The sequence below is a fragment of the Pontibacter arcticus genome (genome assembly GCF_003284895.1).
GTDB lineage: Bacteria > Bacteroidota > Bacteroidia > Cytophagales > Hymenobacteraceae > Pontibacter > Pontibacter arcticus.
On sequence record NZ_QMDV01000002.1, the window covers coordinates 722,324 to 737,558 of the forward strand.

Sequence of the window (15,235 nt, forward strand, 5' to 3'; positions counted from 1 at the left end):
GCCGCTAAAGGTAACAGAAAAATAAGCCGAAGTAAAATGCCGCTACGCGTTTGTATGTTGCTTCAATTCCAGGTACTCATTCAGCACAGGTATATCAGCCGGACACCAATCATACTTTTTAAGATCTGACAAGGTAGACCATTGGTACGAGCGGTGCTCTGTTAAGCTTACATTACCGCCTTTGTAACGGCAGATAAAAGGGATCAGTTCGATGACCAGGTTATCCGGAAAAGTATGAATGACAGAAGTAAGGCGGAAAACAGGTTCGATGGCAATATTAAGCTCCTCCTTAATCTCGCGGACAAGGGCTGCTTCTTCCGTTTCGTTGGGCTCGAGTTTGCCTCCGGGATATTCCCATAAAAAAGGCTGCGACATTTTGCCACTTCGCTGTGTCACTAAAACCCGGCCCTGCTGTTCAATAATGGCGCAGGTTACTTTAATCATAGTTTGTGGTTTGTACTATCAACTTTATTTTTTTTAAATAAAGTACTAAGCAAAAGCACAAATGGTTTTTCGACCTGAAAAAATAAATAACCCGAAGCCAGGCAGATGAACAGGTTGTAATACAGATCGCCATACTTTTCGACGAGGCCAAAGTACAAAACCTGGACTAAAAAAATGTGATACGAGGCTTTGCCTAACGCAGCAAAAAACACCAGTATTACATTATTAGATGTTGATGGCAGCAACCAGACCGCAAGGGCAATAAGGAACGCCGCATACCCGAACGTACCCACATGCTGCATGCGCCATTCCGGACGAATAAAATCCAGGGCAACTTTAGTTTCCTGTAACTGAAACATGAAGATAGCAGCCGCTGCGGCAAGTATGAAAAGTATAAACCTTGTTGAAAAAGCAAATCCGTTTTTAATGGGAACTGCCAAGGCAAGCCCAAAAGCGATAGCCGAAAAATAGCGCGGAAAAGCCGCATCGTAGATATATTTATTTTGGCTAAACAAGCCGAAATGCTTTACGCAAAGTATAAACCCGACTTCCAGCAATACTAACAACACAAGCGTTAGAGCCGGCTTGCGTGCAAAGCCAAAACCGATAATAGGCAGCACGAAAACCGATTGCAGCAGAAGCGTTAAAAAGTAATTTCCTTTTCCGGAGATGGGCAGCAAACCAAACCAGGTATAGCTGTTAAATGTAAAAACGTCTTCTTTGTAAAGTATAAACCAGGCCCAGCCAATCAATAACGAGAGCAGAAAAACGAGCAGGAAAGGCACAAAAATGCGGCTTCCTTTTTTCTGAAAGTATGATTTACTGTATAGGCCATTTAGCTTTAGTGTTTTACCAGCAGTTGCTAACCCCAGATTCAGGCCCATGATCACCATAAAAACTGGTACAGCCTGCCAGATATGAAGTATGGCATAGGAGCTGATCAGGTCTATTTTAGGAAGCGAATGCAGCAGCAACACCGCTAGAATAGCGAGGCCTTTTAACACATCTATTTGCTGAAAATGCTGCTTCACCAGGTATACTTTATTGTTTGTTCTGTTTAAAGTTTGATGCAAATATAGGATATCCGGAACTGAATCAGCATAAAAAAAGCCCTGCATTGCTGGCAGGGCTTTTCATACTTTAAAAGTATACTTAGGTTAACTTTTCTTTCAGGATCTCAAACTCCATGGTGGGTGAAATACGATCGTATAAAATCAGGTAGACGGCATTCGTGATGGGCATCTCTACTTTATACTTTTTATTGAGCTCATAAATGCTTTGCACCGCATAATAGCCCTCTGCCACCATGTTCATTTCTACCTGCGCTGATTTAACCGTATATCCCCGCCCGATCATGTTACCAAATGTACGGTTGCGGCTGAACTGCGAATAAGCTGTAACCAGCAGATCACCTAAATAAGCTGAACCGGTTAGCGCACGGTGTTGTGGCATGATGGCATCCAGGAAACGTTCGATCTCGAACATCGCATTCGAAACAAGCACTGCCTGAAAGTTATCGCCATAGTTCAGGCCGCGCGCAATGCCGCATGCAAGTGCAATTATGTTTTTCATCACGGCACAATACTCGATGCCATCCAGGTCTTCGAGTGGGTTCGCCTTTACGTAACGGTTGCGAAGCAAGGCACAAAAACGCTCGGCTGTCGGCAAATCGTAAGAGCCAATTGTTAAGTAGGATTGCTTTTCCAGGGCAACTTCCTCGGCGTGGCAAGGCCCGGCAATTACCAGCTGGTGTGTGTTGGGCACCTGGTACTGGCGCGCCAGGTAATCCGTGATCAGGATATTTTCCTTCGGGATCATGCCTTTTATTGCCGAGACCACTACCTTGCCGGCAAAAGCATCTTCCGGTAAATCAGCAAGCGCCTGCTGCACAAACGCAGCAGGCACAGCCAGTATAATCCAGTCCGCAGCTGCCACCACTTCCTGTATGGCAACTGATGGTTTTACATATTCCAGGTTAAAGGAAATACCGCTCAGGTAACGCGGATTATGTTTGTAAGTATGCAGGTGCTCTACATCCTGTTTGTTGCGCATCCACCAGTGTACCTCCGATTTATTTTCCGAAAGAATCTTCACCAGAGCGGTTGCCCAGCTTCCGCCTCCTAATACTGCTACTTTTTCCAAATCAGTGTTTATTCGTTAATCTTCGTCTTCATTTGTCTCGGCTGCAATAGCCGCCTTGTCCAGCGATTTAGCATCTTTTACCGCTACGATCGCTCCGTCTTTTAGTGTTTTAGATACCGCTCTGAAAGGACCTGAAACAATTTGCTGCCCGGCTGTCAGGCCCGACAAAATCTCCATGTGCTCGAAGTCACTGATGCCGGTTTTCACTTTTACAGCTTTCACTTTATTTGTGGCCTTTTCATACACAAAAACAACTTCCTCTACTTTTGCAGCCGGTTTGTTTTCGTCTTTTTCTTCTGTAGCGTTGGTATTGGCTTCGCCTTCCTTCGCAGTTTCGCCGCCTTTGTTGTCTTCAGAACGAGTAGTTACAGCAGATAACGGCACACCAAGTACATTATTCTTTTTCTCTGTGATGATGTCTACAGAAGCGGTCATGCCCGGACGGAAAGGATGCGTATTGTTTTTTGCCAGATGGCTGTAAGAATCGTTGATCAAACGGATGCGCACTTCAAATTCGGTTACGGCTTCGAGTGTCGTGGCGTCTTTGGCCGTGTTGGCAATAGCTGTTACAATTCCTTTGAATTTTTCATCGCGGTTTGTATAAGAGTCTACTTCCACTTCCACCGAGTCGCCCATCGTTACACGTACAATGTCATTCTCGTTTACATTTACGCGTACTTCCATGTTGTTCAGGTTAGCGATACGCATGATCTCGGTACCGGCCATTTGCGATGTACCTACCACACGCTCGCCGCGCTCCACATTTAATTTAGAAACGATCCCGCTAACCGGTGCATAAATGGTTGTTTTGTTGAGGTTTTCGCGAGCATCTTTAAGGGAAGCCTGGGCATTCTGTACACTGAAACCTGACGCACGCACGCTCTGGCGCAATGATTCGATCTCCTGTTTAGTCGCTTCGTAGGTTGCCTTGATCTGCTGCCACTCCTGCTGCGAAATTACTTTCTGGTTAAACAGGGCTTCGTTACGGGCATAATTTTGTTCTACCTGCTTAAAGTTAGCTTCTGCCTGGCCTAAACGGGCTCTGGATTGAGCTACGTTGGCGCGAGCCGTGTTTACAGCAGCCTCCTGGGCATCTACCATCGACTGGTAGTTATCCGGGCGGATACGTAGTAAAAGCTGGCCTTTTACTACCGAATCGCCTTCTGCAACATTTAATTCTGTGATCTCACCTGAAACGTCCGGGCTGATCTTCACTTCTGTTTCCGGCTGAATTTTTCCGGAAGCGCTTACTTTTTCAACGATCGTAACATTTTTGGCATCTGCCAGCACTACTTCAGTTCCAGACTCTTTGCCAAGCCAGCCAGCTTTTTTCGCAACCAGCACACCTACCAGCAACAGAACAAGAACACCGATCAGAATCGGAATGAGTTTTGATTTTTTCTTAGCCATAGTTTTTAGAAAGAAAGGTCTTTACCCTGATAGAAATCAAGTACTTTTAGTTTAAAGGTATATTCGTATTTAGCCTGCAGCAAGCTTGATTGTGCACTGCGATAGGTGTTGCCTACAATGTTAAAATCCACTGTATTGATCACGCCGCTATTCAGGCGAAGCTCTGCATTGCGGTAGTTCTTTTCAGCAGCGATCACCTGGTTTTTAGCTGCAGTATACTTGCGTTGCGCGGCAATGGCATCTACGTGCGCCTGCTCAATCGTCTGCCTTAAATTATTGCGGGCAATATCGGTATTGATGCGGGCATTTTCCTGATCCAGTTTGGCGCGCTGCACCCCTAAACGGGTTTGCAAGCCATTAAAAACCGGCACCTGCAACGAAAACCCAAACTGCTTGCCCAGGTTATTATTGAACTGATCAGCAAACGGGTAATCATTTTGGATCGGCGTTCTTACCACATTCGGCGTGTATACTTCCAATGGAATCGTACCACCAGCATCTGTATACCCCAGTACCTGCCTGGTAAAACCTCTGTTCTCGGTTTGGTAAGTCAGCAGGAAATTATCTGTGTTGTAGAACGTATTTAACCCGCCATTCATACTTAGTGTCGGCAAGTAAGCGCCTCTGGCTACATCAATTGCTTTGCTTGCACTTTGCAGACGCAATTCGGCACTTTTAATAGCAGGTAAAGTTTGCAGGGCCGTTTCATACACCACGGTGGCATCTGTTAATGCCGGGCTTTGGTCGGGCTCCGGAATTTCCGGTATCTCAATCTGGAAGTTAGAGGATTCTTTCAGGTTAAGCAACTGCACCATGTTCAGGTGGGCAATATCGCGCTGGTTCTGGGCATTGATCACATTCAGCTCATCCGTTGCCAACTGCGACTCCAGGTCAAGTACCGAGTTTTCTGCCACACTTCCGGCCCGGAACAAGATGTTTGTCCGGTCTAATTGCTGACGCGTTAGTTCCCGTTGTAACTCATTGGTTTTGATCAGTTCCTGCGCAAAAAGTATGTTCAGGTAAGACGTGATCAACTGAATGGTGATATCGTTCTGTGCCGATAAGATATCCTGCTCGCTTGCCTGCAAAGCCAGGCTATTCTGCTTTATCTGGTTTACGGCCTGAAAACCCATAAACAAAGGCACAGACGCGTTAAGCGAAAAGCTGTTACTGCGGTATTGTTCGTTCCGCAGTTCGCCGATGGTCTGGTTAAGCGTGGTACCATAACTATAGTTGTGGTTGGCATTACCGTTCACGCGCGGTAACCTTGAAAATCTGGACTGGTTAACGTTTACTTTGTTCAGGTCGCGGTTTACTTTGCTTTGCTGTACCTGCAGGTTGTTGGCAGTGGCATAATTAATAGCTTCTGCCAGCGACCAGATACCGTCTGAACCGGCACCGGTAGCCGGCTGGTCTTGCGCATTTGCGGCGCCGGCACCTGCCAGGGTAATGCCGAGTGCCAGCAAAAGTGTTTTAGAGGTTTTATTCATAGTTTGATGTTCGGTTACAGGTCGATGTTCGGGATGTAAACCACATTTTTTATCCAGCTGAGTTGTTTCAGGTATTCTAAGGTAATGGGCTTTATACCAGAGTCCATTTCAATGAACTGGCGCGCCATCTCGTTCCGGCCTTTCCGGGAAACGCTCATGGTAGCAATGTTGCAATCGTCATGGGCCAGCACCGACGATACAAAAGCTATACTTCCCTTCACGTCATCCGCATCAATAATCATGGTATGGAGCGTAGCCGAGAAATCTGCCGTAAAGCCATCAACCTCCACTATTTTGATCACGCCACCGCCCCTACTTTGCCCGATCACTTCTACCTCGCGGCCGGCAGCCATCAGGTTCAGCTTAATGGTGTTTGGGTGCATGGTGGAGGCATTGCCCACCGATTTGAAAGTATACTTTAAGCCTTGTTCAGCTGCATGGTCGAAGGCTTCTTTAATGCGTTTATCGTCCGTTTTGAAATCCAGGAGGCCGGCTACAATGGCGCGGTCGCTTCCGTGGCCTTCGTAAGTGCGGGCAAACGAGTTATAAAAAGTAATAATGGCTTCTTCGGGTTTTGCACCCAATATCCGGATGGCAGCGCGGGCAATCCGGACCACGCCGGCAGTATGCGAGCTGGAAGGTCCGATCATCACAGGTCCGATCATATCAAAAACGCTACTTTTCTCAGCCATAAGGTCTTATCTATCTAAGCAATATCGTAAATATCAAATTTAACAATTCTGAACTAGTTTTATATACTTTCCACCTATTTTTGGGATTATTTCTACCAATACCGCATAAGCCTCTACCAAACCAATCAAAGCACCTTATCTACCGGCAATTGTCTGGTATGCCAGCAGATGGTAAATTATCGTAAAAAGAGTAAGGCAGCCTTCCTTTTGAAAACCAAATAAGTACCTTTGCGCCCAGGATTCATTTGTCTTTAAAACTGAAAAAATGGAGTATAATTTTAAGCCGGAAGTGCTCGAACAACTGAAACGCCTGGAGGCAAAGTATGTGCCCCTGGGTCAGGACCTTGCCGCTTACCTGGAGGGCCTCTACCACACCGACTTTCTGAATTACTGGGATTATATTCACCTGGACACCCTCCTGAGCCTTCAGAATCCGAAGACCACAATTCCGGATGAAAAGATATTTATCATGTACCACCAGATAACAGAGTTATACTTTAAACTTTGCCTGGAAGAGTACCGACAGATTGGTGATGATAAGGAAATTACAGTAGAAATATTAATGCGTCGCTTGAAGCGCATTAACCGGTACTTCGACAACCTGATCAACTCTTTTGATGTGATGGTGGATGGCATGGAACCGAAGCAATTTCTGCAGTTCAGGATGGCGCTGATGCCGGCCAGCGGGTTTCAGTCGGTACAGTACCGCATGATCGAAATTGCCTCCACAGACCTCCGGAATTTAGTGGATAAAGACAAACGCGCTGCGCTTGGTTTGCAGAGCACCCAGGAAGAAATGATAGGCTGTATTTACTGGAAAGAAGGTGCAACCGAAGTAGCATCCGGTGCCAAAACGCTTACCCTGCTGCAGTTCGAAGAAAAGTATACTTCCCAGCTTATCCAGTTTGCCAAAGCGTACGAGCATAAAAACGTGTGGGCAGTATACAAACGCCTCCCCGAAGCCGACCAGCAAAACCCGGATCTGATGCAGATGCTCCGCGACCTGGACAGCAACATTAATGTGAACTGGCCTTTGATGCACTACAAATCTGCGGTGCGCTACCTGCAGCGCGACCCGGAAGTAATAGCTGCAACCGGCGGTACCAACTGGATGAAATACCTGCCTCCGCGTTTCCAGAAACGCATTTTTTACCCGCTCCTTTGGGACGAAACACAAACAAACGAATGGGGCAAAGGCTGGGTAGATAAAGTGCTGAAAGGCGAAATCTAAGTATAAGTTGCTGAGTTTTTCAGATTATATAATACAGTCGTATAATTTATACTTATACTTTGAATTCAGGCTGACAGAAACGTGTTAGGAGTATACTTTATACTTTGCTGAAGTATAAAGTATAACTAAAAGATCAATATAACATTTTCCCCATTCAGCTATTAAACAATTAATTAAAAAGTTTAAGGTTAACTACCTTACCTGTTAGTAATGAGAAAGAAAGAATTAGAAATAGTGCTTGATCCGGAAGTAGCTTTTGATGCTGCGCAACTGGAACAGGAACTGATAAAGAGTGCCCAGGTTCAGCCCGACCAAGTAAAGTATATCCACCGGTTAAAGCGCTCGATTGATGCGCGTGGCCGCCAGGTACTTGCCCGCGTCCGCGCGGATATTTACCTCGACACCCCTCCTACAGAAGTTCATTCGCCGGTTTACAAGTATCCGGATGTTTCAGATAAAAAGGAAGTCATCATTGTAGGTGCTGGTCCGGCCGGTTTATTTGCTGCCCTCCGCTGCATCGAACTTGGTTTAAAACCTATCGTGCTCGAGCGTGGTAAAGATGTCAGAAGCCGCCGCCGCGACCTGGCCGCTATCAACAAAGAACACATCGTAAACCCGGATTCCAATTACTGTTTCGGGGAAGGCGGTGCCGGTACGTATTCGGATGGCAAACTGTACACGCGCTCCAAAAAACGCGGCGACCTGCAACGCATTTTACAGATATTTGTGCAGCACGGTGCTACGCCAGATATACTTTTTGATGCGCATCCGCACATCGGTACCAACAAACTTCCTAAAATCATAGAAGCCATCCGTGAAACAGTCCGGGCAGCTGGTGGCGAGGTACTATTTGATAAGCGCGTTACATCTTTCATACTGGAAAATAACGTGATGAAAGGCGTGACAACCCAGGACGGCCAACGCTATACCGGCGAATCTGTTATACTGGCTACTGGCCACAGCGCCCGTGATATGTTTGAGCTTCTGCACCAGCAAGGCATCACCATCGAAGCCAAGCCCTTTGCGATGGGCGTGCGCGTAGAACATCAGCAGCAGTTTATAGATAGTGTACAGTATAAGTGTGAAGACCGTGGGCCATACTTGCCGGCCTCGTCTTATTCGCTGGTGCAGCAAACAGTTTATAATAACAAACAGCGCGGCATTTTCTCGTTCTGTATGTGTCCGGGTGGGTTTATTGTGCCATCGGCTACAGCGCCCGGTGAAGTGGTAGTAAATGGCATGTCGCCGAGCAGGCGCGATTCTAAATTTGCCAACTCCGGCATTGTGGTGGCGATTGAGCTCGAAGATATGGAACTGGAAAAGTATGGCCCGTTGGCCGGATTGCACATGCAGCAGGAGCTTGAGCGCAAAGCCTGCGAAATGGCAGGTGGTACGCAAGCTGCCCCAGCCCAGTTACTCCAGGATTTCACCAATAAAAAAGTCAGCAAAAACCTGCTCGAAACCTCTTACCAGCCTGGCCTGGTGGCAGTAGATATGAACAAATTGTTCTCAGAGGATATGGCTTACCGCTTACGGGAAGGCTTTAAAGCGTTCGGTAACAAAATGCGCGGTTTCCTGAGCAACGAGGCGCAGATAATTGGCGTGGAAAGCCGTACTTCATCCCCGGTTCGTATTCCGCGTAACAAAGAAACACTAGAGCATATACAGGTCAGTAACTTATACCCTTGTGGCGAAGGCGCTGGTTATGCAGGTGGTATTGTGTCGGCGGCTATGGATGGTGAGCGTTGTGCTGAAATGGTGGCTATTAAAGTTAATCAAGCTTCTTAAAATGCACCTGTTGCGCGTGTAGTGTAACGTTACAGCTGTTTTTTCAGTTTATACTTTTATACTTTATGTATGGCTTAAACCGAAATTATGAAAAAGACACTTGTATTAGGAGCAACTGATAACCCATCCCGATTTGCTTACAAAGCAGTACATAAGCTGCAGCAACACGGCCACGAGGTGGTTCCGGTTGGTATACGGAGAGGCCAGGTTGGCGGGCAGCAGATCATTACAGATAAAGAACAACAGGTTGAAAGTATAGATACCGTTACCTTGTATGTGGGCCCGCAGAATCAGCCGTCGTGGTACGATTACATACTTTCCCTGAACCCGAAACGCATCATTTTTAACCCCGGCACTGAAAACCCTGAACTGGAAAAAAGAGCCGCTGAAGCGAACATCGAAACGCTGCACCATTGCACCCTCGTGATGCTGGCAACTGATAGTTATTAATTTTTTTCAGGAGAGTTAAAACCTGCTTAAAAACTTTCCCGTATAGGTTAGTATTATTGAACAGATGGCATTTGTTGTCTATGTTCTAAAAGAAAAAGGGATCTTGTATAAGATCCCTTTTTTGTTTTTAAGCCTCGCGGCGCAGCACTTCAAGCGGTGGCCGGTTCAGGATGCCACGGCTGTTGAGTAGCCCTACTCCTACGGTTAGCAATGTTACTACACCCAGTATAACAAAGAGCGGCCACACCAACAACGTAAACTCTACTTCGAAACTAAATACGGCCAGCGCCCAGGCAGCCGCAAATGCAATCACCAGGCCTGTGGCGGCAGCCAGCAAGCCTAACAGTATATATTCTAAAAATGTGATGGCGAAAATCTGTTTGCGACTGGCACCCAGTGTGCGCAGCAAAACACTTTCCTGTATCCGCTGGAATTTACTCACGTTTACCGAGCCGATCAGCACCAGCAAGCCCGTAAAAATACTGAACAGCGCCATAAACTGAATTACAAACGAGATCTGGCTCACCACTTCGTCCAGTGTTTTAAGTATGAGATCAAGGCCGATGGTAGAAATATTCGGGAACTGCTCCACGATCTGGCGCTGAAACTGGGCTGCCTGCTGGTCGTTGGCACTACGCGTCATGAGTACATGAAACTGTGGCGCATCTTCCAGCACACCGGCCGGAAAAACAACCAGGAAATTACTCTGCACCCGGTTCCAGTCTACTTCGCGCAGGTGCACGATCTGTGTGGCGATAGGCGCGCCTTGGACATTAAATAACAGCGTATCGCCTATTTCAGCTTTGATGCGCTCGGCATAGCCTTCTTCCAACGAAATGGGCACCAGTTCGCTTTTGCCATCATATGTTCCGGTCCAATTGCCTTTCACTGTTTTTTCAGCCTCCGATAACTGATTGCGGTACGTTACGCGGTATTCGCGTGTAAATGTTCTCGGAGAAATATCCAGTGTCGTATCGGCCCGAACAGCAGCACCGGTCAATTCATTTATCTGCTCCAGGCGCATCGTTACAATCGGGTCGAGTTGCAGGATTGGTAAACCCTGTGCTTTGGTGATGTTAATGACTTCATCGCGCTGGGCATTCTGGATATCAAATAAAACCAGGTTTGGCTGATTTTCGCTTCCTGCAATCGAGACTTCGCTTAACAACGTGCGCTGCACCAGGTATAACGTACCGATGAGCGCCGTACCCAATCCGATCGATACCATCAGAAGCAGTGTCTGGTTATTAGGCCGGTACAGGTTTGCCAAACCCTGGCGCCAAACATAGCCCCAGTTAACCGGGAAGTATCTTTTCACTAAAAGTGATAACCCTTTGGCAAGCAGCGCTAGCACCAGGAATGCCGCGATCACGCCGCCTGTAAAGGAAAGCGCCTGCCACCACGTGCCCATCTGCCACCTCGAAAACACTAGTATAAACAGGAAAATCAAGCCATAAACCGCCCAACGTAGCGGGTCGCGTTGGTTGGTGAGGTGTTCTATACTTGCCCGCAACGTGATAAGCGGCGACACCAAACGAATAGTAAGCAAAGGTAGCAATGCAAATAATACCGAAACCACTACCCCTAATAAGATTCCCTGAGCAACGGCCGCAATCGAGAAATAGGCATCCACCTGAACCGGCAAAAAGGTTTTGAATAACTGCGGCAACAGCAACTGCACGGCACTCCCCAGCACTGCGCCAGCTATACCGCCTAGTAAACCCATGCCCATCACCTGGAACAGGTATACCAGGAAAGCCTGCTTCCCGCTCATCCCCAGGCAGCGAAGTATGCCAATGGTTGCCAACTTATCGCGCATATACACGTGCACGGCACTCGCCACGCCAACACAGCCCAATAGCAAGGCTACAAAACCAACCAAGGCCAGGAAACGCGCCAGCTCATCGTAGGCATCGCCCATACTTTCTTTGCGGGTTTCTACGGTATCGTAAAACATGCCATACTCTTCGAAACGCGATTCCAGCCTTTTACCTAACGTATCAGGTTCTACGGTATCGGGCAGATCAAAATAATAGTAATACGAAATGCGGCTACCGCGCTGCAACAAGCCAGTTTCATCTACATACTGCCTCGGGATATAAACCGCTGGCGCGATGGTAGAGGTTAGCGCAGTCTGGCCCGGTATCTTATGGAGTTCGCCTTCGATAACAAAGCTCTGATTACCGATCCGGATCGAGTCGCCGGGTTTGGCTTCGTATTGCAGCATCAGGTTATGGTCTACCAGCGCTTTGCGGCCTTCCCGGAACGTGCGGCTGGCGGATTCCGGTATTGTTTCGATGGCGCCAAAGTATGGAAAACCTCCTTCCAGCGCCCGCACCTGCACCAGGCGGCTTGCATTGGATTTTGGGAAGTATAACATCGAGGTCAGGCGGTTTTCATCCGAGCGATCACCTAATGCTTTAACCGAATCCACGATGGCCAATGCCAGCGAATCCGGTTCCTTGTTCATGCCGATAACCAGATCAGCACCAATCAGCGACTGCGCTTTGTCATCAATGGCGTGCTGTAAACTGTACCGAAAAGAATTAATGGCCACCAGCGCGGCTATACCCAACACAATCGACGATAGGAAAAGAACGAGTTTCCCACGGTTGCGGCGGGTATCGCGCCAGGCCATTTTAAGGAGCCAGCCTAAGCGCAGCTTTTGTTTTGGTTCTGTATGTTCAGGGTGATTTTCTTTCACGTTTATTTAGACGTTAGATGCCAGACGTTAGATATCAGACTATATATCTTGGTTTGTTAGAAATATGGAAACGTGGATATAAGATGTGTTTGATTTAAGAAGTAAGGTGCTACTTACAAAAAATCTAAAATCTAATGTCTAGCTTCTGAAGTCTGATTTGTAAGTGTATCAGAGATAACTGTTCCTCCTTTAATGCGGATAATGCGGTCGGTGCGCTGGGCCAGTTCCAGGTCGTGGGTAACCAAAACCAGCGTAGTGCCCATTTCGCGGTTAAGATCAAATAAAAGTTTCTCGACACGCTCGCCGGTTTCTTCATCCAGGTTTCCGGTAGGTTCATCGGCAAACAAAATTCGCGGACGGTTGGAAAAAGCCCTGGCCAGCGAAACACGTTGCTGCTCGCCACCCGAAAGTTGTGTGGGGTAATGATCGTGGCGCTCAGCCAGGCCAACACGCTCTAACAACTCCATGGCCTGCTGTTTTACGTTTCGTTCGCCGCGCAACTCCAATGGTACCATCACGTTTTCAAGCGCCGTCAGCGTCGGTATCAACTGGAAATTCTGGAAAATAAAGCCCACATACTGGTTCCGGACATAGGCTCGTTTATCTTCTGAGAGGTTATCGAGCGCTACGCCATTAAGTATAACAGATCCGGAGCTGGCACGGTCGAGGCCGGCGCTCAGGCCCAGCAACGTTGTTTTACCGGAGCCGCTCGGGCCCACAATAGCACAGACATCGCCTGCCTGAATGGTAAAGTTTACATCGTGCAGCACCGTAAGATGGCGGTTGCCGCTGTGGTATGTTTTAGTCAGATCCCGTACTTCGAGCATGCGTGGCTTATTTTATAGTTCAGTTGAAAACCTATAAACAGAAACAACTTGGTATAGGTTTTTAAAGTAGCAACGTATAAATTTAGAAACTAAAACTATAACTAGTGAATAAAAAAAGATTCTTATACATCCCGTTAGGCCTTGCGCTTAGTTTTTATGGCTGCAACCAGGCCACCCAGGAAACCGAAAAAGTAACAGAACAGCTGGCTACCACACAGGCAGCGCCTCAGGCAAAAAAACAGGCAAAAACCAAAACCATCGTATTTTTTGGTAACAGCCTGACTGCGGGCTTGGGCCTGGAACCTGATCAGGCTTTCCCGGCGCTTATACAGCAACGCCTCGACTCGCTTAACCTGCCTTATAATGTTGTGAATGCCGGGGTTAGCGGCGAAACATCGGCTGGCGGTAAAAGCAGAATATACTGGCTCCTGAAACAACCAATCGATGTTTTTGTACTGGAACTGGGCGCTAACGATGGACTGCGCGGGATTGATCCGGCTTCCACGTACCTCAACCTCGGCGAAATTGTAGATAAGGTGCGGGCTAAAAATCCTGACGTAAAAATTCTGCTGGCCGGTATGCAGTTGCCGCCAAGTATGGGCCAGAAGTATACCACCGCCTTTAAGAACGTGTTTACCAGGCTTTCCGAAGAAAAAGACCTGATCCTGATTCCTTTTTTACTTGAAGGCGTAGGCGGCGTACCGAAACTTAACCAAAAAGACGGCATCCACCCGACAGAAGAAGGGCAGAAAATTCTGGCTAATAATGTATGGGAACATCTCGAAGAAGTGGTTTCAGAACCTGCCGGTGAACTATAGACCATCATCAGAAAATTTTTTTTAATTATTTTTAGTACCAACGTAACCTTCTTCTGAAGTGGCCGTTCATACAAACGGCTAAAAGTTGAAAAGTTAATTTTCATACAAAAAAGGCTCCCCGAATTCGTTCGAGGGAGCCTTTTTTGATTTTATACTTATCTTGAGAAGTTTTATACTTGAAAAGAAACTGCCTTGGCCAATATTATACTCACTTCATTTGTTCAACTTGCAATAATTTTACCTATCCTTTTTTTCTTCATTCGAGAGAAAAACAAAAGCGCCTACTTCAGACTATTCCTGTTTGTGGTTATATTTATTGTTTACTCCATTGTATTGCACTTTCCACGCTATTACGACCAGGCAGATTTTATAGGAGGTACCTGGAATTGGAGCGGCAAAATATTGGCAACACTTTTTGGTATCGTATGCTACATCTTATTCAAAAGATATTTTACTCAACATAATTACTTCACACTTCGCCAAAATAAATCAACAATTAAATCAACAGTGCTAGCTTCACTTGCACTTGTAGTTATTGCTATAATTTCAGGTTATACTTTAAAGCAAAAAGAACTTAACTTCGAAACACTTGCCTTTCAGTTAACGATGCCCGGGCTGGATGAAGAAATCCTTTTCAGAGGAGTTTTGCTAGGTTTACTGTTGACCATACTTTCTGACAAAAGCGCTATAGGGAAATTTAACTTCGGAAACCCAAGCCTTCTGATAATTTCAATTCTTTTCGGACTTGTACATGGGCTCGGTTTCGAACACGACCAGCAAATCTATTTTCATTTTTTTAATATATTCAGTACTGGGTTAACTGGTTATGGTTTGGGTTGGATAGCGATAAACAGCAGAAGTATACTTTTGCCCGCTGTAACGCATAACCTGTTCAATTTCCTCTTAAATTTTATAAGTATGATATAATGATCAGTAGTAACATAGTTACGATTTAAAAACCTTGTGAAATTATCAACCCACCCTTGGCTTGTAATATTACTGAAGTATAAATATTATGTATTTATACTTAAAATCTCCCTCTGTAAGGCTTGTAAGTATAATTTTTTAGTTGAAAAGCGCAATTAACTAGTTGTGGTATATAGCTACATCAGTTTTTTTACAGAAATTTATACTTGCTAGGCAACCTCCCCTCCTTTTGCTGCATCTAACGTGTAAAGAAAAGGAAAACAGTGCTTCCTGTAGCGACTAAAACAAACTGAAACATTTGAGAAAATTTTA

13 protein-coding genes are annotated in these 15,235 nt (G+C 46.3%); 5 read left to right on the forward strand and 8 right to left on the reverse strand.

Going from position 1 to position 15,235, the window contains the following annotated elements:
* Positions 1-42: 42 nt before the first annotated feature.
* From DP923_RS08320 to sdaAB, 6 genes are all read right to left on the reverse strand, one after another.
* Entirely contained in the window at positions 43-444 is a 402-nt protein-coding gene (locus tag DP923_RS08320; RefSeq protein WP_112305364.1) for a (deoxy)nucleoside triphosphate pyrophosphohydrolase, read from the reverse strand.
* On the reverse strand, positions 441-1,475 hold the full coding sequence (locus DP923_RS08325; protein ID WP_112305634.1) for an acyltransferase family protein: 1,035 nt from the start codon (positions 1,473-1,475) through the stop codon (positions 441-443). The genes DP923_RS08320 and DP923_RS08325 overlap by 4 nt, the downstream gene beginning before the upstream one ends.
* Before the next feature lie 121 nt (positions 1,476-1,596).
* The gene (locus DP923_RS08330) at positions 1,597-2,586 is read right to left on the reverse strand and encodes an NAD(P)H-dependent glycerol-3-phosphate dehydrogenase (RefSeq protein WP_112305365.1); all 990 of its coding nucleotides are present in this window, start codon (positions 2,584-2,586) and stop codon (positions 1,597-1,599) included.
* 15 nt (positions 2,587-2,601) lie between these two features.
* On the reverse strand, positions 2,602-3,996 hold the full coding sequence (locus DP923_RS08335; protein ID WP_112305366.1) for an efflux RND transporter periplasmic adaptor subunit: 1,395 nt from the start codon (positions 3,994-3,996) through the stop codon (positions 2,602-2,604).
* Positions 3,997-4,001: 5 nt separating this feature from the next.
* On the reverse strand, positions 4,002-5,486 hold the full coding sequence (locus DP923_RS08340; protein WP_112305367.1) for a TolC family protein: 1,485 nt from the start codon (positions 5,484-5,486) through the stop codon (positions 4,002-4,004).
* Positions 5,487-5,500: 14 nt separating this feature from the next.
* Complete coding sequence (gene sdaAB / locus DP923_RS08345; protein ID WP_112305368.1) at positions 5,501-6,178, reverse strand: L-serine ammonia-lyase, iron-sulfur-dependent subunit beta; 678 nt, start codon at positions 6,176-6,178, stop codon at positions 5,501-5,503.
* Positions 6,179-6,443: 265 nt separating this feature from the next.
* Here sdaAB and DP923_RS08350 point away from each other — a divergent pair, with 265 nt between their 5' ends.
* The 3 genes from DP923_RS08350 to DP923_RS08360 all read left to right on the forward strand — a co-directional run bounded on the left by DP923_RS08350 (position 6,444) and on the right by DP923_RS08360 (position 9,647).
* Complete coding sequence (locus DP923_RS08350) at positions 6,444-7,409, forward strand: tryptophan 2,3-dioxygenase family protein (RefSeq protein ID WP_112305369.1); 966 nt, start codon at positions 6,444-6,446, stop codon at positions 7,407-7,409.
* Between the two features lie 210 nt (positions 7,410-7,619).
* Positions 7,620-9,197, forward strand: coding sequence for an NAD(P)/FAD-dependent oxidoreductase (locus DP923_RS08355; protein ID WP_112305370.1), 1,578 nt, complete (start codon positions 7,620-7,622; stop codon positions 9,195-9,197).
* An 87-nt stretch (positions 9,198-9,284) separates the two neighbouring features.
* Positions 9,285-9,647, forward strand: a complete 363-nt coding sequence (locus DP923_RS08360) for a CoA-binding protein (RefSeq protein WP_112305371.1) — start codon at positions 9,285-9,287, stop codon at positions 9,645-9,647.
* Positions 9,648-9,774: 127 nt separating this feature from the next.
* Here the strand turns inward: DP923_RS08360 and DP923_RS08365 are convergent, their stop codons facing one another.
* Together DP923_RS08365 and DP923_RS08370 are read right to left on the reverse strand one after the other, a co-directional pair.
* Entirely contained in the window at positions 9,775-12,351 is a 2,577-nt protein-coding gene (locus DP923_RS08365) for an ABC transporter permease (RefSeq protein WP_317047273.1), read from the reverse strand.
* 131 nt (positions 12,352-12,482) lie between these two features.
* Positions 12,483-13,178 carry an ABC transporter ATP-binding protein gene (locus tag DP923_RS08370; RefSeq protein ID WP_112305372.1) on the reverse strand — a complete coding sequence of 232 codons (696 nt, stop codon included), beginning with the start codon at positions 13,176-13,178 and terminating at the stop codon, positions 12,483-12,485.
* Positions 13,179-13,282: 104 nt separating this feature from the next.
* On the opposite strand from DP923_RS08370, the gene DP923_RS08375 reads away from it, so the two are divergent.
* Positions 13,283-13,996 (forward strand): arylesterase, encoded by a 714-nt coding sequence (locus DP923_RS08375; protein ID WP_112305373.1) that lies wholly within the window; start codon positions 13,283-13,285, stop codon positions 13,994-13,996.
* Between the two features lie 507 nt (positions 13,997-14,503).
* A complete protein-coding gene (locus DP923_RS16575; RefSeq protein ID WP_125047684.1) occupies positions 14,504-14,923 on the forward strand; it encodes a CPBP family intramembrane glutamic endopeptidase in 420 nt (139 codons plus the stop codon).
* Positions 14,924-15,235: the final 312 nt, after the last annotated feature.